The sequence below is a fragment of the Metabacillus idriensis genome, from assembly GCF_009674765.1.
GTDB lineage: Bacteria > Bacillota > Bacilli > Bacillales > Bacillaceae > Bacillus_P > Bacillus_P idriensis.
In genome coordinates this window covers 269,206-287,789 of record NZ_WKKF01000001.1, presented here as the reverse complement: position 1 = coordinate 287,789, position 18,584 = coordinate 269,206, and the positions used below count along the sequence as shown (strand labels likewise).

The following is an 18,584-nucleotide window of genomic DNA, read 5'->3' as shown; positions in this document are numbered from 1 at the left end:
TTATTCTTCAACTCTACTTAACACTCACTGCTAGTTGCGAAAGCTCAAATTTTTGTCCAGTCTGATAGGATTCCCGTGCTGCCAAAGCAATTTCGAGTGCCTTTACGCCATCGTCTATTGTGACACGCGGTGTTCCATTCTCAGCTACAATCCGGAAAAAATCTGAGAGTTCCAAATTGTAGGCATCCGTAAAACGAGATGGAAAATCCGGTAATATATCGTGCGTGTTACCCGCTTTAGTTAATATCTGAATGTTATGCTCCCGAAGATTTCCAATAAAAATCGAGCCTTCTGTCCCCATGATCTCTGCCCGTATATCGTAGCCATAATAAGCGTTACGGCTTGCTTCTGCATCTCCTGCAGCACCAGAAGCAAAATCTATATAAGTAAGGGATTGATCGACATCCCCATACTTTTCCAAAAAAGGATATTTCAAAACACGGCCATGAGCGCTCACATAAGTGACCTCAGACTTCATCAAATAACGGGCAATATCATAATCATGGATGGACACATCTACAAACATCCCGCCGCTATGCTTGATGAATGCATCATGAGGCGCATGGGGATCACGGGAAATTCCGCGGAAGTATATGGGATCACCGATATCACCTGCATCAATTCGTTTTTTTGCTGCATCATAAGCAGGGTCAAATCGGCGCATAAAACCAACCTGGCAGATTGAATTGTTTTTTTCTATCATGCCTTTAATTTCATTTGCTTCTTTTAAATCAATTGTCAGCGGTTTTTCAACAAAAATAGCTTTACCTGATTCTGATGCTCTTTTCAATAAATCAAAATGAGTGCTCGTTGGAGAGGCAATGATTACGGCTTCAATTGTATCATCTTGAAAAATATCATCAGGATTTGCCGTAAATACCGGCGCCTCAAGTTCTTCTGCAACCCGTTTGGCCGTCTCAATGTTCATATCACATACAGCCACAAGTTCTGCATTTCGCATTTTAGCCACGTTTACTGCATGCCAATACCCAAGCCTTCCTAATCCAAATACAGCCGAGCGAATTTTTTTTGTCATTGTATTTAATCTCCTTTTATTAAACAGGTAAGCGCTTTCTCAAACTAGTTTAGCTTACTCTTTTTAAAAATTCAATTACTATTTTCAAAATATTGCATATTATTCTATTCTTTCTGTAAATTAAGATTATTTAAAGTGGCGTAATTAAATAAGTAGTACCTCTAATGGTACTTATTAGATCCATTTACTTTTTTTCCATATTAATTGACTACTTTCCAAGCCGTTTTAGGAGTTGATGTTATATAGCCGTCCCATGCTTAAAAAGAAAAATCCCAATTTTTTAACGGGCAGAAAAAAAGCTTGTATGAACGAAATCAATGTCGGAAAAAGTTAACAATCAAAACAAAAGGAAACAGTCTCTCTCAAATCATTCAATTCTTATAGAATTCACATCAAAAAAGGGATTTCGATAAGTATTATATTTACAGCGAACTACAATTATGAATCTGGTTAATTTTCAATTTAACATTCTGCAGAAATTGGAGAAATAAGTTTTCTAAAAATTATAAATATTTAGTTGATTTCCGTGCCTATTATCCATATAATTAAAAAAAGGCATCAGGGGTGATCTTTCGTGAAAAACAGGAAAACGTATACCGAGATCATGAAGTCCCGTAACACATTCAAGATGGAAAAGAAACAGGAAACCGTACTTGATATTTACATTCAAATGGTGTTGGATGAAGCTGTGTTAACCCGGAAACTGTCCCTCCTTTCGGAAAAGATCGATGAGTCCTTGGACCGTAATGACAAACCGCTATTTTTAAAGTTATCCAAAGAATATGCAGAGCTGCGATTAATCATTTAAAAGCAAGCCCCGAAGCGGGGCTTGCTTTTATGTTGCAGGTGGAGAATTCGCAGGGAAGCATACAATCTCTTTGAATACCTTTGTTTAAGCTTTCTGGGTTTTGTGGCATCATTCACCTCCTATGAGTACCTAAGTTTACGATTTTCCCGGTTTTAGTACTTCATTACAGCCTCTTTGAGTACCTTCGCAAAAGATCTTCTCGTTTCCAAGGCATCTTACAACATCTTAGATCTCAAAAAAGCAAAAATAATCCAGTACACAAAAAGAAAGCTGCCGCACCAAAATGATGCGGCAGCTTTTTCTGTCCTGCTTAAGATTGATTAGCCGTGAACTGCTCTGCTTCTGTTGAACCTTTTAACGCAGTTGTAGAAGAAGTTCCGCCTGTGATGGTTTGTGATACTTCATCAAAGTAGCCTGTTCCGACTTCGCGCTGATGTCTTGTTGCTGTGTAGCCGTATTGCTCGCTTGCAAATTCAGCCTGCTGAAGCTCAGAGTAAGCAGCCATGCCGTGATCACGGTATTTTCTTGCAAGTTCAAACATGCCGTAGTTTAGAGCATGGAAACCGGCAAGAGTAACAAATTGGAATTTGTAGCCCATTTTAGCAATTTCTTTTTGGAACTGGGCAATTGTCTCTTCGTCTAATTTTTTCTTCCAGTTGAAAGATGGCGAACAGTTGTAGGCAAGCAGCTTGCCTGGGAATTTTGCATGAATGGCATCAGCGAACTTTTGCGCTTGCTCTAAGTTCGGCTCTGATGTTTCACACCAGACTAAGTCAGCATATGGAGCGTAAGCGAGTCCACGTGCGATTGCCTGATCAATGCCGGCAGCTGTGCGGAAGAAGCCTTCCGGTGTACGCTCACCTGTAATAAATGCCTGATCTTCAGGATCTACATCACTTGTGATTAAGTCAGCTGCATCTGCATCTGTTCTTGCAATAATTAATGTTGGAACGCCCATAACGTCAGCTGCCAAACGTGCTGAAATTAAATTCTTTACTGCTGTTTGTGTCGGCAGCAATACTTTTCCGCCGAGGTGACCGCATTTTTTCTCAGATGATAGTTGATCTTCGAAATGAACCGCCGCTGCTCCAGCTTCAATCATTCCTTTCATTAATTCAAATACGTTCAGCTGTCCGCCGAATCCGGCTTCTGCATCGGCAATAATCGGAGCGAACCAGTCGATGTTTCCTTCTCCCTCAAGATGCTGAATTTGATCGGCACGCTGAAGGGCCTGATTGATCCGTTTTACAACAGACGGCACACTGTTTGCCGGATATAAACTTTGATCAGGATACATGTGTCCTGAAAGGTTTGCATCAGCAGCTACCTGCCAGCCGCTTAAATAAATCGCTTTCAATCCTGCCTTTACTTGCTGAACAGCCTGATTTCCTGTAAGTGCGCCCAGTGCATGTACATAATCTTCCGTCTGCAGCAGGTTCCAGAACTTTTCAGCGCCCCTGCGTGCAAGTGTATGTTCGATATCAATTGATCCGCGAAGGCGAATAACCTCTTCCGCTGTATATGGTCTTTCTACTCCGTTCCATCTTGCATCCATTGCCCAATTTTCCTGTAATTTCTGTGCTCTTTCATTTGTCATTTCCTGATCCCTCCAGTAGGTTGTTTGTATTGTTATAATACAGTTATTAATTTATATTATTAATATATAACAGAATAATTAAAAATGGAATCTTTTTCTTTAAAATTTTTTGAATTTTTTATTTTTGGAGTTTAATTGATTAATAGGAAGGGAGGATCGAGGCTTTATAAAGGGGGTGACATTGCTCAGCAAAAATAAAAAAGCGCTGCTCCTTTAAGAGACAGCGCTGCTGCTATTTTTATTTTTCAGGTTTACCGTTGCCCCATTCCTCAAGATACGTAATCCGCTCAAGTATCGTAGGATGGCTGTATCTGAAAATTTTCACCAGGCCGGGCGGATTCACCTCACTCAGTCCAGCTTTAGTCAATTCCTGGAATGTATTGACGGCTGCTTCCGGATTTTCAGTCATTTCAATGGCGTATAAATCAGCATCTTTTTCCTGATGGCGTGAAATGATGTTGGAAAATGGATCTGAGGCAAAAGTGAGCATCCCCAGAAGCATCAGAAATAACGGCAAGGAAGCAAGCTGCTGTTTTTCGGTGATATTGAGAATATGCCCGAACCGCCTGATCGAAAAATTCATTAACCGGTTGATCAAATATAAACCGATCAGTGTCAAAACAAGGTAGCCTGCAATTCCGACGTAAATATGCTTCATGACGTAATGTCCCATTTCATGTGCCATGATAAATAGAATTTCTTCTTCGCTTAATTTATTTAAAGTAGTATCCCAGAGCACAATTCTCGAATTGTCTCCAATTCCGGTCACATACGCGTTTAAAGCATTTGTTTTTTCCGACATGTTCACTTCAAACACATGCTCTGCCGGGATATCCGCTTTTTCTGCTATAGCAAGGATTTTCGTTTCAAGCTCTTTGTTTTTAAGCGGGGTAAACTCATTGTAAAGCGGATCAATTAGAACGGGCTGGATAAACATTAAAAACAGACTGAACGGAATCGACAGCACCCAGGCAAACAGCCACCACTTCCTGGAAAACTTGCGGATAAGCCCATACAGCACAGCAACAATTAAAATCATAAACGCATAATTCACCCAGAAATCAATCAATTGATCTTTCATCCATCCAGCAAAGGATTGAGTTGTGATGTGGTAAGAAAGCGAGATTTTATAGCGCATCCATTCGATTGGAAACGCACAAAGTGTCACAATAAAAGAAAGCCAGAACACATATACCGCTGTCTGAATCACAAAGAAACGTGAAATCCCTTCTGACCAATGCTGAATTTTCCTTGAAAACCCAATAACTAGAATAACGAAAAAGATAAACCATTCAAATGGCGCTGTTATGAAATAGAGAAAATCCCTAAGCCTGGAATATTCGCCTGACAGCACCAGTTCACGGCTGTTCATAAACGTATTCGGGTCAGCTGAACCTCCCTGAAACTGGGTTGGCAGGGCGGAATCTGCACCCATATAGATATACCAATAAACAAACAGGCCATACAAGAAGTAAATCAGGACTGAAACAGTCAGCCATTTGCGCATGATGATGCCCCCTCGAACAAGCTCTTTGTAATAGTGTAGTTTACGACAAAGAGAGTTAGAACTTAAAATTCGGGTTAAAACACGAGCCCGTATACAATCAGCGTCAGGATGGAGCTCATCACAACGACGATGACATTAACACCCAGATAAGCAACGGCAAAAGCTGCAATCGCCCCAGTGATTCCAAACCAGATATCCTCTTGAATAAGAAAAACACCAGGAACGATCAATGCTCCGAGGGTTGCATAAGGAACGTTTCTTAATACATTCTGAACAAAAGGAGGCAGCTCGATACCGCTTAGAGCTACCAGAGGAATCATCCTCGGCAAATAGGTGACAACTGCCATGCCGATAATCATCATCATGACATTACTGATCATTTTGCCTCTCCTCCTTTGAATAGATTAGCTCGATTAGAACAGCTGAAAGCAGCGTAGATACAACAATAGCCCATCCAGTTGACATGAGCCCTGTCAGATAAATGAAAGAATGAATAACCGCAGCAGCTGATGCCAGTAAAACAACTTTCCTCTGCTTTTTCATAGAAGGAACTAAAAGCCCGATAAACATCGCGTATAGCGCAACCGACATGCTTTCCTGCAGTGTTTCCGGCAAGCTTTCGCCTATCAGATGTCCAACACCTGAAAACACTACCCAGCTCGAATAGGAAATGAAAATAAGCCCAAACATATAACCGGCTGAAACATGCCCTTCTTTCACAGAAGCAACCGAAAACGTTTCGTCTGTAATCCCAAATGAATACAGCGCTTTTTTCCACAAGCTGTCTTCCTCAACCTTTTCATTTAAAGAAGCTGACATCAAAAAATGCCTGATATTCACAATAAAAGTAGTAAAAATAATTTCAAATACTCCGGTGCCGGCTGCAATCAGGCTCAGTGATATGTATTGTGCAGCTCCCGCAAAAACGAAAATACTCATTAAAACGGTTTCGGATAGAGTAAGCCCTGTATCACTTGCAAGCAGTCCGAATGTTATAGCAACAGGCATATAGCCAATTGCAATGCTGAGACCGGCTGTTATTCCTTCAGAAAAATGGGTCTGCTTTCTCAAAAATGCTGTTGTTGCCATCCTTCTCCCCCTCCTCTTTACGGATAATAGATCAGCAGAAAACAGTTTGCGGCCACATCTGCTTTATTTTCATAGACATGCTCCCGATTAGCAGTAAATTTGATGGAGTCTCCTTTTTTCAGCTCATAATGTACCTCTCCAATAGAAACGGACATTTCTCCTTCACTTACAAACAGATACTCTTCAACTCCGCTTAAATGCTGCTCTGATACATGCTTGCATCCCGGCAGCAGCTCAAGCAGAAAAATTTCAAACTTCTTATGCTGATCATAAGGAAAATAGGAAAAGACATTGTATAATTCATTTAAATCCTGAACGGCTGTTTTATCAGCTCTGCGTACAACCGCAACACTCGTCTGCTCTTCTTCTACTAGAGACGAAAATGATACACCAAGTCCGTTCGCAATTTTCCAGAGCGTATTAACGGTCGGACTTGACTGGCCCTTTTCAATCTGTGCAAGCATTCCTTTACTCACACCCGTAACGGCTGAAAGCTGATCCAAACTGTACTGCCGCATTTTGCGCACATTCTTTAAGTTGATTCCAATTTGTTCCTGCAGTGATTTCATAAGTTCTCCCTTTTGATTTGTTTTATATAGTATACATTCGTATTATATTTTGAACAATATAGAAATAGTAATATTCTGATTTTTGAGACTAAAGTCCATGAAAATCTCTATCTGACTGCTGATTCTTTAAACCTGATTACACCCTATTCTTAAAAAAAAGGAGCTGATAACGGTGATGATACATTCTCATATATTAGTGGTTGGTGGAACTGGCATGCTTGCAGATGCTGCTGTCTGGCTTGAACAGCATGCAGAAACAGTAACGGTTATAGGGAGAAAGCAGCACAGACACTATAAGCTGCAGACAAGAATGAAAAAAGTAAACAGTTTGATTGTGGATTATGCTGATAATGGAGAATTAAGAAAGCAAATAAAAAAAGCGATTGAGCGATTTGGTCCAATCACACTTGTTGTCAGCTGGATTCATTCTTATGCAGCTGATGCTCTAGTCATCATTTCGGAGGAAGTTTCAAAATCGGCAGAAAAATGGCGGCTATTTCATATTCAAGGAAGCAGCAGTCACTTAGAGAAAAAAACAGTTAATGTCATGCCCAACTGTTTATATCGTTCAATCCTTCTTGGATTTATTTTAGAAGCAGATGGTTCAAGATGGCTGACAAATAAAGAAATTTGCGAAGGAGTCATAAAATGTGTTGAAGAGGATAACAAAGATATGGTGATCGGCATCTTGGAACCATGGGAAAAAAGACCATAGAAAAAGCAGCCAATTACTTGGCCGCTTCCTTCTTATTTCCCTTTAAAAACGGGTTTTCGTTTTTCGCTGAAAGCCGCTAAAGCTTCAAGACGGTCTTCGGTAGGAATCGTTATTTCATAAGCCTTGCGCTCAATATGCAAGCCTGTCTGAAGATCTGCATTCATCCCCTGTTTAATGGAAAATTTAGCCTGCTGCAGAGCAATAGGTCCATTTTTGAGCATTTCTTCTGCAAGCTCGATTGCCGCAGCCATGACATCTGGAGCTGTCTTTGAAACAAGACCATATTCCAGTGCTTGCACTGACGTAATTTTGCGCGCAGTTAAAATAAGCTCGAGCGCTTTAGCCTCGCCGATAATGCGCGGAAGGCGCTGCGTTCCCCCAGCACCGGGAATGATGCCAAGGCCTGTTTCTGTCAGTCCGACTGACGTGCCTTCTGCAATCAGCCTGAAATCACATGACAGGGCAAGCTCCATACCCCCGCCGAATGCATAACCGTTGATGGCTGCAATTGTGGGCTGAGGAAGGGCATCAATCTTTGTGAATACCTCGCCAATTTTATATAGATTCCGTTTTACCTGCTGATCTGTCAGAGTCTTTCTCTCTTTCAGATCGGCGCCTGCACAAAATGCCTTTTCCCCTGCACCTGTAAAAATCACTGCCCTGACTTCAGGATTCGTGCGGATATCTTCAACTGCTGCCTCAAGCTCAAGCAGTGTTTCATAGTTGAAGCAGTTGAATACCTCCGGGCGATTTAACATGACAACGGCCAGGTGCTTTTCTACTGTGTATAAAATGTTGGTCAAAACAGACTTCCTCCTGACTATTTTTGCAGAACTTGATCTTTAAGCGCCCTGCGCAAAATTTTCCCCGTTGTATTTTTAGGAAGTTCTTCTAAAAACTCAATGGAACTTGGAACCTTATACTTAGCTAAATGTTCGCGGCAGTATGCTTTTAATCCTTCTTCTGTCAGTGATTGATCTTTTAATACAACAAAACATTTTACTGCTTCTCCCTGGTTTGGATCAGGAACACCGACAACGGCTACTTCCACTACTCCAGGATGATTGTAAAGGACTTCCTCAACCTCGCGCGGATATACATTGTATCCGCCGACTATCACCATATCTTTTTTGCGGTCGACAATGGTAAAGTAGCCTTCTTCATCCATTGTGGCAAGATCTCCGGTATAGAGCCAGCCATTCCGAATCGTATGGGCTGTTTCTTCAGGCATTTTATAGTACCCCTTCATCACGTTTGGACCTTTAACAATCAGCTCTCCAACTTGTCCATGAGGCACTTCTTCTCCTAATTCATTGACTACTTTATTTTCGACATTCAGAATGTTCGTGCCGATTGAGCCTGCTTTTCGCGGACGGTCAAGCGGATTAAAGCACGTAACTGGAGAAGCCTCAGATAACCCATAGCCTTCAGAAATCACGACCTTAAACTTCTGCTCAAATCCTTTTAATAGCGCAACCGGCATAGATGCCCCGCCTGAAATGCAGAGTCTGAGAGACTGCAGATCGTCTGCATCCCCCGCCGCGTGCTGCAAAAGGAAATTATACATTGTCGGCACACCTGCAAAAACAGTAGCTTCATAGGTTTTAATCAGCTGGAAAATTTCAGCAGGACTGAAGCGCGGCACAATTAACAGTGTTGCCCCGCTGATTAACGGCGCATTAAGTGATACCGTCAAACAGAAAACGTGGAACATCGGTAAAGTAGCAACCACCTTGTCACCATCATTCATTTTCAAATAAGAACCTACATCTTTTGCATTGCTGTAAAGGTTCTTGTGAGTGAGCATTGCCCCCTTAGGCTTTCCTGTGGTGCCTGATGTATATAAGATGACGGCAACATCTTCTTCTGAGAGAATGACCTCTTCTGGCTCTGAAACAGATGAAGCGATTAAACTTGTAAACGATTTCAATTTAGTGCTGATTGAAAGTGCTGAAACATCCAATCCTGATTTTGCATCAGATGGAGGAGTTTCGCATGAAATGATATTCTCAAGGATTGGCAAAACAGGATTCATTTTTTCAAATAAAGGCAGCAGAACATCAAGAGTAACAATTGTTTTTACATCACCATTGTTTAAAATATACCCGATTTCATCTGGTGTGTAGATTGGATTGATTGGAATGACTGTAGCGCCAGCCCTCATTGCTCCATATAGCGATATAACAAAATATGGTGAATTTCCAAGCACTAGAGCGAGATGATCCCCTTTTTTCACTCCGAGCTTCTGCAGGCCATCTGCAAATTTGCTGATTAAAACATCCAGTTCCCCATAGGATGTTTCTTTTCCCTCAAAGATAAATGCCGGTTTGTCTCTATACGTTTTTGCGGATAAAGACAGCTGTGATGATAAATTCATTCTCCCACCCCTTGTAAAAATGAATGAATAACCATTCATTTTCTAAAAATTTTAAACTATAAGTCTATTATATTTTATGGAAGAGAAATACTCAACAAACTGCTTGTTAAAATTATTTCAAAAAAAAGATGCCCGATTTACGGACATCCCTTACTTGTATTAATACAGCAGATCGATAAACTGATCTTTCTCCACGTTTCCAAAATAGTGTTTGATATCAACGTCCCTGAGAGCAAGTTCAATTGAGGAACGATCATATTGCATACCTTTTAAAGTGTTTTCTATTTCTTCAACATCTCTGACTCCGAAGAAATCGCCAAAAATTTTGCAGTTTTCAATTTGGCCTTTCTTCACTTCCAGACGAACATCGATCTGGCCGATTGGAAAACGGTGTGAGTGCTGAAGATTAAAGGTTGGCGATTTGCCGTAATTCCAGTTCCAATTCTGATAACGTTCTTTTGAGAGTTCATTGATTTTTTCCCAGTCTGATTCTGTCAGTTTGTATTGCGGAATTTCGCCATCTGTATCAAAGATATAACGGAGAATGATCTCTCTGAATTGTTCAATCGTGATCTTTTCTTCCAGAAATTCGCTGATGTTTGCTACCCGGCTGCGAATCGATTTTATGCCCTTTGACTCAATCTTGTCTTTTTTTACCACTAGCGCGGAAACAACATTCTCCATCTCTGAATCAAACAGGAGAGTGCCATGGCTGAACATTCTGCCTCTAGTTGAGAACTGTGCATTGCCTGAAATTTTTCTGCCTTCAGCTAAAATATCATTTCTGCCGCTTAGCTCAGCATCTACGCCCAGACGCTTCAACGCACGTGTCACAGGTTCAGTGAATTTCTTGAAATTGTGAAAGCTGTCTCCATCATCTTTCGTGATAAAGCTGAAATTCAAGTTTCCAAGATCGTGGTATACCGCTCCGCCGCCTGATAATCTGCGGACCACGTGCAGCCCTTGATCTTCTACATATTTCGTATTAATTTCTTCTATTGTATTTTGATTCTTCCCGATGATGATGGAAGGTTCATTGATATAGAAAAGCAGATAAGTTTGTTCAGGATCTAAGTTTTTCAGGCAATACTCCTCTATGGCCAGATTTATTCTTGGATCCGTAATCCCCTGATTATCGATAAATAGCATGTTTTGTTCCTCCTAATTTTCGTGTGTCCATTTTAAGCCGGCAGCGGCAAGGCGGACAGGACCTTGATAGATGGTCTGAGCTTCCGAGATTAACTCCTGATGATTCCCGAAATGCGGCAAATGTGTAAGCATTAATTCCTTTACGGATGCGCGATTTGCCAGTTTTGCTGCATCGTAACTATTCATATGGCCTGCACCTGACCCATCCATCTCTCCATAAAAATTACACTCGCAAAGAAGCAGATCTGCATGTTTTGAAAAGGGAGTAAATTCTTCGATGAAGCTTGAGTCAGCTGTATAAACAACTTCTGCAGCACCGTCAGAAATCCTCATTGCAAAGCAGTCTACCGGATGCTTCGTTTTTAAGAAACGAATGGTAAAAGGTCCGATTTGAATCTGTTCATTTGGATTATAGGCCCTCCCTATTGTCACGTCTTTATATGTAAGTCTTGCAAATTCCAGCTGATCAGCGGCATGTCCATAAATCGGCAGTGCCCTGCTGTTCTTGTTTAAGTACTTTGCAATCAGTCTTGCAAATTGCAGCGGTCCCACATCTGAAATATGGTCATGGTGATAATGGGAAAGGATGACCGCATCAAGCTCTTCAGGCATCACATAATTCTGCAGCTGTGATAATACAGCACTTCCGCAGTCTACAAGGAGCCGAAATCCGTCAGATTCAAAAAGATATCCCGATGATGCCTCATTTACAGCTGGATACCCGCCCCAGAAACCAACTACTGTTACCTTCATGACAATCCTCCTTTATTTTTATTCCTACCTCTCAATATACCCATTTTTATAAAAAATTGCATGTTTTATGATATTGTTACAAAACAGTTGTTGACATACCTCCATCTGTTATAATACAATGACATTAACAACAACTTGGAGGGGATACCAATGTTAGTTAAAATGACTGAATTTTTCAAAAACCTGCCTGCTAAGAAGTGCTTGGAGTGCGGGGATAAAATTGAAGAACAGCATGAGTGTTACGGCAATACATGCGATAAATGCATGAAAATCAACCACATTTAACCTTTGTTCATCCTAACAATACCTATATTTTGGAGAAAGAACCTTGCGTTCTTTCTCTTTTTTTATGCAATAAAAAAAGACACTGAGAAATCAGTGCCTTTTCTTCTCCTATTAAACTTCTCTGTCCCAATGACGATGCTCGGCGGCTGCTGCAATAAATGCATCAGAGAAAGTCGCCGCTTTTTCTGCTTCTTCAGCAACTACGACGCCAGAACCATTGCCAATTCCCGCTGATTCAAGAATTTCAGCCGCTTCATAAGCTGCTCCGATTGCTTTAAAGTGGCTGAAGCCTTCTTTCAAGAAAGCAGCAGCTTCTTTCTTCTGCAGCAAGAGATCTCTGCTTTTCGTTCCTCCGGCAACGAAAATGGCGTCAAATAAGACGGAATCACTAGTAAGGAAAGTATGGTCCACTTCAAGTTGATGGCCGTCATCACTTTTAAGCGGGCTCAGTGTATGACTGACCACCTCTGGCGTCATGCCTGCTTCTTCCAAAGAACTTAGGAATGGATTTAGCTGAGCTGCATTGTACCCGTCCTCAGCGAGAACAGCTACTTTACGTGTATCAGGCACTTTGATTGTTTTTTCCTGACTGAGTGCAGGAGACGAGTTCGTTACACCTGACTCTGCTGTCTCCTTATTGACCGATGCCCCAATGCCTGCTGCCACTTCTTCTGCAAGCTTCATGTCTATGGCACTGATCATATCAACAACCTGCTGCTGAACATCTTTGCTTTTTACTTTTCCAAGTTCAAAGCGGAAAGCTGTAGTGATATGCTGCTTTTCAATTTCTGTCATACTGTTCCAGAACAGCTTAGCCTGTGAAAAATGATCCTTAAAGCTTTCACTGCGCTGTCGGATCTTACTTCCCTCTACCTTTTCCTGATAATGAACATAGCCGCCTTCTTCCTCAGCAGCCGGACGAGGGTCATTTTGAGCAAGTGAGTTTTTATGATAAGCGGTCTGACCGCGATTAATTGTCATCCGGTGCATGCCGTCTCTTTGATTGTTATGGAACGGACAGACGGGACGATTGATCGGAAGCTCATGAAAGTTTGGACCGCCAAGTCTCGAGAGCTGTGTATCTGTATATGAAAATAAACGGCCCTGAAGCAATGGATCATTTGAAAAATCAATGCCTGGCACTACACTTCCAGGATGGAACGCAACCTGCTCTGTTTCTGCAAATACATTGTCCTGATTGCGGTCCAGCGTCATTTTTCCAATCAATTTTACAGGAACGATTTCCTCCGGCCATAGCTTTGTCGGATCTAGAATGTCAAAGTCAAAGTTAAACTCATCCTCTTCTTCTATGATTTGAACGCCTAGCTCATATTCTGGATAATCTCCATTTTCAATCGCTTCAAAGAGATCTCTTCTATGAAAATCCGGATCTTTTCCTGCAAGCTTTTGAGCTTCATCCCACACAAGAGAATGAACGCCAAGCTTCGGCTTCCAGTGGAATTTCACAAAACGGCCCTTTCCTTCCTCATTTACAAATCTGAAGGTATGGACGCCAAATCCTTCCATCATCCGGTAGCTTCTCGGGATCGCCCTGTCTGACATTGCCCACATAATCATATGTGCTGATTCCTGATTGTTTGCAATAAAATCCCAGAACGTATCATGAGCGGAAGAAGCCTGAGGCATTTCATTATGCGGTTCTGGTTTTAAAGCATGAACCAGATCCGGAAACTTGATCGCATCCTGAATGAAGAAAACCGGAATATTATTTCCGACTAGATCATAATTTCCTTCCTCGGTATAAAACTTGGTTGCAAATCCCCTTACATCCCTTACCGTATCACCTGAACCCCTTGAACCCGCAACTGTTGAAAACCGGACAAATACAGGCGTTTTAACAGAGGGATCCTGAAGAAATTTAGCCTTCGTGAATTCTTTCATCGGCTCGTAGACCTGAAAATAACCATGAGCCCCATAGCCCATAGCATGCACAATACGCTCAGGAATGCGCTCATGATCAAAATGAGTCATCTTTTCCCTGAAATGAAAATCTTCCATCAGAGTAGGTCCACGTACACCCGCTTTTAAAGAATGCTCATCATCTGAAACACGCAGACCCTGATTCGTGGTCATTTTCTTTCCCGTATCATCTACCCGGTACGCTTCTAACTGTTCATCCTTGCTGTTTTTAGAATGCTTGTCCAATTGATTCATTCCTTCCGTCCTATTATATGTACTCTATTGAATTACCACATAATTTCGACAATGAAACCCGAATTTCTTAGATTCCTTGCATCAAAAAGACACTGCCATTAAAACAGTGTCCTTAGCTCTCTATTCTTTGACTAATTTCTCATCTAAACTTTCACAATCTCCCTGCTCACAGTCGAATCCCTCACAATTAGCTTCAGAGGAAACTGGTAAATTTCAAGGGAATGATAGATTTTCCTGTTAATTTTATCAATCATCACATCCATTGCTTTTTTAGCCATTTCGCAGACAGGCTGGTGAACGGTTGTAATCATTGGATCAAGCAATTCCGTAATCGCCTGGTTATCAAAGCCCACGACGGCAAGCTCATCCGGCACGTTCCAGCCATGCTTTCTAGCTTCAGAAATGATTCCTGCTGCTACTTCATCAGCACCAGTGAAAACAGCTGTTGGTTTCTCATTCAGCTCTTTTAATTCGCGGAAAACTCTCTTTCCATCTTCAATATTAAATGCGTCCCTGAACGCTGCATTTTCGTCAAAAGGCAGTCCTGCTTCTGCTAAGGCTTGTTTAAATCCTCTTTCCCGCTCTTTGGCAACATTGCTTCTGTTTCCTCCGCAGCAATAAGCGATATGTTTGTGTCCTTGCTCAATTAAGTGCTTTGTCGCTATGTAGCCTCCAAATGCCTGATCTAATCTGATCATAGGAACTTTTGCATTTTCTTCGAACTCATTGCACAATACGATTGGACCATACTCCATATACGGTTCGATTTTGCTCCAGTCATTTTCAAGGGATGCAAGGATAACGCCATCAACCTGCTTTGTTTTAAGCAGGTTTAAATATTTAAGTTCTTTGGTTTTAGAGTATTGTGTCTGGCATACGATCAGCTGATAGTTTCTCTCAGACGAAGCAATCTCCAATGACTCAATGAACTGGCTGAAAAAAGGATTGAGAACTCTTGGAATGAACACTGCTATAATTTCTGTTTTTTGATTGCGGAGACTTCTGGCGGATGAATTAGGTACATAACCCAGTTCTTCCATTGCTTCTAATACAACCCTTTTTTTTGATTCAGATACATATGGATGGTTGTTGATGACTCGTGATACTGTGGTTCTGGACAATCCTGCAAGTCTGGCAACATCCTCAATTGTAGACACTTGCTTTCCCCCTCATCTCGCGAACGATTGGTGTCTATATAGAAATGAAATCGTTCTCATTTTCCATTATATTTCAAAATGTAAGGGCTTTCAATATATAAAACTATTGAATCTTTTCTCTGTCAGTTCACTCCTGGATCTTTCAGAACAAAAAACGCCTAAAGCATATCGCTTTAGACGTTTTTTCTTTATGCAGCTAATTCTTCTGATTCATCTCTTTTATTCTTTCTTAAAGCGAAGAAGAAATAAGCAATTGTGCCAATCATCATAGCAGCGATAAAGATCGCCAAAATGCCTGCCTGCTGCCACATGAAGGCAAAGTCACCAGATGAGATGACTGCTTTGAACCCAGAAACTGAATAAGTCATAGGCAGCCATGCGTTAAAGATTTGCAGCGCATTTGGAATCAGTTCAAGCGGGAATGTTCCTGCGCTTGTTGTAAGCTGTAAAATCAGGATGATAATTGCAACAAATCTGCCCGGATCGCCTAATGTTGTCACTAAGAATTGTACCAGTGTAATAAAAGTCAGACTCGTAATGATGCTGAATAAAATGAAATATGGAACACTTTGTACTTCAATGTTTAATCCATATAATAAGACTGCATCTGCAAGCAATGCCTGAATGACGCCAATGACTGCGAGAATGCCGAACTTGCTCATAAACCACCCGATTGCACTTTTAGGAACGCCAGCCGCCTGTCTCAATGGGAAGACAATTGAAAGCAGCAATGCCCCAACAAATAAACCAAGTGACAAGAAGTAAGGTGCAAAGCCCGTTCCATAGTTAGGAACCGCATTTACTTTTTCATCTTTTACTTTAACAGGTTCGGAAATCATGTCGTATGTCTTATCTGAACCGCCTGTGTCTTTTGTTTCTTCTGCGGCTTCTCCAAGTTTAGAAGATAGTTCGCCTGTTCCATCTGAAAGTTTGCCTACACCTTCATCTACTTTTCCCGCACCGTCAGCAAGCTGATTTGTACCGTCTTGAAGAGCAGATGAACCGTCTGCAAGCTTAGAAATTCCTGAATTGAGTTCACCGCTGCCGGCTGCAAGTTTTGCAGATCCAGCTTTTGCTTCAGCGAATTTCTGATTATATGTTTCTAATCCGTTTGTAAGCTTCTGCTGACCGGTTAAAAGCTTGCCTGAACCGTCGTATAAAGCTTCTTGACCTGCAACAAGCTGATCTAAAGCAGTTTCAACTTGTTTTTGACCGGCTGCAAGCTGGCCGGATTTTTCTGAAAGGGTAGCAGCACCAGTTTGAAGCTTGGTTGCTCCTGCTGATAGCTCGCCGGATTTTTCAGATAGTGTTGCAACACCTGTTTGAAGCTTGGTTGCTCCTGCTGATAGCTGGCCGGATTTTTCAGATAGTGTTGCCGCACCTGATTGAAGCTTGTTTGCTCCTGCTGATAGCTCTCCAAGACTGCTTTCAAGCTTCTTGCTTCCTTGGGATAATTGATTGACACCTTTTGCTGCCTCAATTAACTTTTGTTTCTCCGCTTCCGGCAATGGCATTTTTTCAATTTGAGGAATCATAGCAGCCATCTGATCATTTAATGAAGATAATCCTGCAGATAACTCCGCAGCCCCTGCTTGTGCAGCCTGATTACCATCAGAAAGACGATTTAAGCCTCCTGAAAGTTCTCCTGCACCGGCTGATAATGCTTTACTGCCGTCTGTAAGCTGGTTTAAACCGCTTGATAATTCTCCTGCACCGGCTGATAATGCTTTATTGCCTTCAGCCAGCTGATTTAAACCGCCTGACAGCTCTCCCGCACCTGCACTGAGCTTAGCTGAACCGTCTGTTAACTGCGGAGCTGATTCCTGCAGCTTTTTCATTCCCGCAAGAGATGTACCCAATCCTTCGTTCAGCTTAACAGTCCCTGCTTCTGCTTCAGAAGAACCGCTCTGAAGCTGCTTTCCGCCGTCCTGCAGCTGACCAAGCCCGCTGTCCAAGCTTTTAATGCCGTTTGACAATTCTTTAGAACCGGCAGATGCACTATTCAATCCATCTTTGAAGGTGATTGATTTCTCAGCCAAAAGTTGAAGATTTTCCTTCAGTTTGCCAGATCCGTCTTTCAATTCGCCAACACCGTTATTTATCTCGCTGGCACCGTCACTTGCCTGGCCTATGCCGTCTGCAAGCTTATCAATGTTTTCGAAAATACTTTCTGCATAGGTTTTCGTAATCGTATTTGAGACTTCTTCTTTTATTTGAGCAACAGCTGTTCCGCCAATCTGCCCTGATAAGAAGTTAAAGCCTTCATTCGGAACGTATTTTAATTCCAGCGACTGAGGATTTTTATCCATTAGAGTTGTAGCGTTTTTCGAAAAATCCTCAGGTATTTCAATCATCATGTAATATTGTTCATTTTCAAGGCCTCTTACTGCTTCATCCTTTGAGACAAAATCCCATTTGAACTTTGGATTATCCCGCAAATTATCAACCAGATCTGACCCAATCTTCAAATCGGTTCCTTCGTAATCTGCCCCGGTGTCTTCATTAACTACTGCAACCGGCAGCTGACCTAATTGTTCATATGGATCCCAAAACGCCCATAGAAACATTCCGGCGTACATTAGCGGAATAAATAAAACAGCGAGTACTGGAATAAGAACTTTTTTGTTGGAAACTAATGCTTTCCATTCTTTCGCTATTAAGCTCATTCAAAAATCTCCTCCTATAAATATACATATTGACCAATTTGTTCATTTGGTCATTTCAGTTTAAAAAATAGAGGACCATCTATTTTGACAATCCTTTTAATAAGTAAAGCTGAAAAAGATCTGCTATTTCCGCTTTTTCAAGCGGCTGATGATGTTTTTCCCAATCAAAAATAAGGGAAATGTAAAGCTTCACCATCACAAATGCCGTTACTTCAGGATTGCATTCCCGAAGCTCGCCTTTTGAAACGGCAGCTTCAATTTTTGAAGCAATAAACTGCAGAATCATTTTCTCTAGGCGCTGCACAACTTCCTGCACAGCCGGAGTGCCAACATCTGTGCTTTCCTGAAAGATTTTGATTGTGAACTGATGTTTTTTCCGAAATTCAAGCAGACTGTATAGGGCACGATGTACATTTTCGAAAAAAGGCAGATCATCATCCATTGCTATTTCTGCTTCCATTCTCATTTCAGCAAGAAGCGTGGATACAATCTCATCAAAGAGTTCTTCCTTGTTTTTAAAAAAAGTGTAGATGGTCCCTTTGCCAACGTTGGCAAGCTTCGCAACAGAGTCCATTGTTGTAGCTTTGTAGCCAAATTGTGTAAACGACCTCTTTGCAGCCTCCACAATTAAATGTTTTCGATCAATGCTCAATCGGCTAACCTCCATTAAAATGACCGAATGACAAATATGGTCAATTAGT

The 18,584-nt window shown here is 41.5% G+C and carries 17 protein-coding genes; 3 read left to right on the top strand and 14 right to left on the bottom strand.

All coding sequences use genetic code 11. The annotated features are described in order from the left end of the window. Positions 1-13: 13 nt before the first annotated feature. The gene (locus GJU41_RS01465) at positions 14-1,036 is read right to left on the bottom strand and encodes a Gfo/Idh/MocA family oxidoreductase (protein ID WP_154317870.1); all 1,023 of its coding nucleotides are present in this window, start codon (positions 1,034-1,036) and stop codon (positions 14-16) included. A 574-nt stretch (positions 1,037-1,610) separates the two neighbouring features. Here GJU41_RS01465 and GJU41_RS01460 point away from each other — a divergent pair. Beyond that, a complete protein-coding gene (locus GJU41_RS01460; RefSeq protein ID WP_070879287.1) occupies positions 1,611-1,844 on the top strand; it encodes an IDEAL domain-containing protein in 234 nt (77 codons plus the stop codon). Positions 1,845-2,154: 310 nt separating this feature from the next. Here the strand turns inward: GJU41_RS01460 and aceA are convergent, their stop codons facing one another. From aceA to GJU41_RS01435, 5 genes are all read right to left on the bottom strand, one after another. Next, positions 2,155-3,441, bottom strand: a complete 1,287-nt coding sequence (gene aceA, locus GJU41_RS01455) for an isocitrate lyase (protein ID WP_070879288.1) — start codon at positions 3,439-3,441, stop codon at positions 2,155-2,157. Between the two features lie 238 nt (positions 3,442-3,679). Then, positions 3,680-4,948 carry a M48 family metallopeptidase gene (locus GJU41_RS01450; RefSeq protein WP_070879289.1) on the bottom strand — a complete coding sequence of 423 codons (1,269 nt, stop codon included), beginning with the start codon at positions 4,946-4,948 and terminating at the stop codon, positions 3,680-3,682. Between the two features lie 74 nt (positions 4,949-5,022). Next, on the bottom strand, positions 5,023-5,328 hold the full coding sequence (locus tag GJU41_RS01445) for an AzlD domain-containing protein (protein WP_070879290.1): 306 nt from the start codon (positions 5,326-5,328) through the stop codon (positions 5,023-5,025). Beyond that, positions 5,318-6,037 (bottom strand): AzlC family ABC transporter permease, encoded by a 720-nt coding sequence (locus GJU41_RS01440; RefSeq protein WP_070879291.1) that lies wholly within the window; start codon positions 6,035-6,037, stop codon positions 5,318-5,320. The genes GJU41_RS01445 and GJU41_RS01440 overlap by 11 nt, the downstream gene beginning before the upstream one ends. 17 nt (positions 6,038-6,054) lie before the next feature. After that, a complete protein-coding gene (locus tag GJU41_RS01435; RefSeq protein ID WP_070879292.1) occupies positions 6,055-6,606 on the bottom strand; it encodes a helix-turn-helix domain-containing protein in 552 nt (183 codons plus the stop codon). A 175-nt stretch (positions 6,607-6,781) separates the two neighbouring features. On the opposite strand from GJU41_RS01435, the gene GJU41_RS01430 reads away from it, so the two are divergent. After that, entirely contained in the window at positions 6,782-7,321 is a 540-nt protein-coding gene (locus tag GJU41_RS01430; protein WP_070879322.1) for a Rossmann-fold NAD(P)-binding domain-containing protein, read from the top strand. A gap of 32 nt (positions 7,322-7,353) precedes the next feature. On the opposite strand, the gene GJU41_RS01425 is transcribed toward GJU41_RS01430, so the two are convergent. The 4 genes from GJU41_RS01425 to GJU41_RS01410 all read right to left on the bottom strand — a co-directional run bounded on the left by GJU41_RS01425 (position 7,354) and on the right by GJU41_RS01410 (position 11,600). Continuing rightward, positions 7,354-8,124, bottom strand: a complete 771-nt coding sequence (locus GJU41_RS01425; protein WP_083328372.1) for an enoyl-CoA hydratase-related protein — start codon at positions 8,122-8,124, stop codon at positions 7,354-7,356. A 17-nt stretch (positions 8,125-8,141) separates the two neighbouring features. Beyond that, entirely contained in the window at positions 8,142-9,698 is a 1,557-nt protein-coding gene (locus GJU41_RS01420; protein WP_070879293.1) for a fatty acid--CoA ligase family protein, read from the bottom strand. A gap of 159 nt (positions 9,699-9,857) precedes the next feature. Further along, the gene (lplA, locus tag GJU41_RS01415; RefSeq protein WP_070879294.1) at positions 9,858-10,847 is read right to left on the bottom strand and encodes a lipoate--protein ligase; all 990 of its coding nucleotides are present in this window, start codon (positions 10,845-10,847) and stop codon (positions 9,858-9,860) included. A gap of 12 nt (positions 10,848-10,859) precedes the next feature. Next, on the bottom strand, positions 10,860-11,600 hold the full coding sequence (locus tag GJU41_RS01410) for an MBL fold metallo-hydrolase (RefSeq protein WP_070879295.1): 741 nt from the start codon (positions 11,598-11,600) through the stop codon (positions 10,860-10,862). A gap of 150 nt (positions 11,601-11,750) precedes the next feature. Between GJU41_RS01410 and yhfH the strand changes: the two genes are divergently transcribed. Beyond that, positions 11,751-11,885 carry a protein YhfH gene (yhfH, locus tag GJU41_RS01405; protein ID WP_070879296.1) on the top strand — a complete coding sequence of 45 codons (135 nt, stop codon included), beginning with the start codon at positions 11,751-11,753 and terminating at the stop codon, positions 11,883-11,885. A gap of 111 nt (positions 11,886-11,996) precedes the next feature. Here the strand turns inward: yhfH and GJU41_RS01400 are convergent, their stop codons facing one another. The 4 genes from GJU41_RS01400 to GJU41_RS01385 all read right to left on the bottom strand — a co-directional run bounded on the left by GJU41_RS01400 (position 11,997) and on the right by GJU41_RS01385 (position 18,535). Next, a complete protein-coding gene (locus GJU41_RS01400; protein WP_070879297.1) occupies positions 11,997-14,060 on the bottom strand; it encodes a catalase in 2,064 nt (687 codons plus the stop codon). Positions 14,061-14,203: 143 nt separating this feature from the next. Next, positions 14,204-15,217, bottom strand: coding sequence for a LacI family DNA-binding transcriptional regulator (locus tag GJU41_RS01395; RefSeq protein ID WP_170292689.1), 1,014 nt, complete (start codon positions 15,215-15,217; stop codon positions 14,204-14,206). Positions 15,218-15,405: 188 nt separating this feature from the next. After that, positions 15,406-17,883, bottom strand: coding sequence for a YhgE/Pip domain-containing protein (locus GJU41_RS01390; RefSeq protein WP_070879299.1), 2,478 nt, complete (start codon positions 17,881-17,883; stop codon positions 15,406-15,408). Positions 17,884-17,962: 79 nt separating this feature from the next. After that, the gene (locus tag GJU41_RS01385; RefSeq protein ID WP_070879300.1) at positions 17,963-18,535 is read right to left on the bottom strand and encodes a TetR/AcrR family transcriptional regulator; all 573 of its coding nucleotides are present in this window, start codon (positions 18,533-18,535) and stop codon (positions 17,963-17,965) included. Between the last annotated feature and the right edge of the window lie 49 nt (positions 18,536-18,584).

Excerpts from the sequence above, each read along its gene's own strand:
- GJU41_RS01435 (WP_070879292.1), bottom strand. The coding sequence starts at position 6,606 with ATGAAATCACTGCAGGAACAAATTGGAATCAACTTAAAGAATGTGCGC.
- GJU41_RS01420 (WP_070879293.1), bottom strand. The coding sequence starts at position 9,698 with ATGAATTTATCATCACAGCTGTCTTTATCCGCAAAAACGTATAGAGAC.
- GJU41_RS01440 (WP_070879291.1), bottom strand. The coding sequence starts at position 6,037 with ATGGCAACAACAGCATTTTTGAGAAAGCAGACCCATTTTTCTGAAGGA.
- GJU41_RS01390 (WP_070879299.1), bottom strand. The coding sequence starts at position 17,883 with ATGAGCTTAATAGCGAAAGAATGGAAAGCATTAGTTTCCAACAAAAAA.
- GJU41_RS01430 (WP_070879322.1), top strand. The coding sequence starts at position 6,782 with ATGATACATTCTCATATATTAGTGGTTGGTGGAACTGGCATGCTTGCA.
- yhfH (WP_070879296.1), top strand. The coding sequence starts at position 11,751 with ATGTTAGTTAAAATGACTGAATTTTTCAAAAACCTGCCTGCTAAGAAG.
- GJU41_RS01450 (WP_070879289.1), bottom strand. The coding sequence starts at position 4,948 with ATGCGCAAATGGCTGACTGTTTCAGTCCTGATTTACTTCTTGTATGGC.
- GJU41_RS01410 (WP_070879295.1), bottom strand. The coding sequence starts at position 11,600 with ATGAAGGTAACAGTAGTTGGTTTCTGGGGCGGGTATCCAGCTGTAAAT.
- GJU41_RS01445 (WP_070879290.1), bottom strand. The coding sequence starts at position 5,328 with ATGATCAGTAATGTCATGATGATGATTATCGGCATGGCAGTTGTCACC.
- aceA (WP_070879288.1), bottom strand. The coding sequence starts at position 3,441 with ATGACAAATGAAAGAGCACAGAAATTACAGGAAAATTGGGCAATGGAT.
- GJU41_RS01400 (WP_070879297.1), bottom strand. The coding sequence starts at position 14,060 with ATGAATCAATTGGACAAGCATTCTAAAAACAGCAAGGATGAACAGTTA.
- lplA (WP_070879294.1), bottom strand. The coding sequence starts at position 10,847 with ATGCTATTTATCGATAATCAGGGGATTACGGATCCAAGAATAAATCTG.
- GJU41_RS01465 (WP_154317870.1), bottom strand. The coding sequence starts at position 1,036 with ATGACAAAAAAAATTCGCTCGGCTGTATTTGGATTAGGAAGGCTTGGG.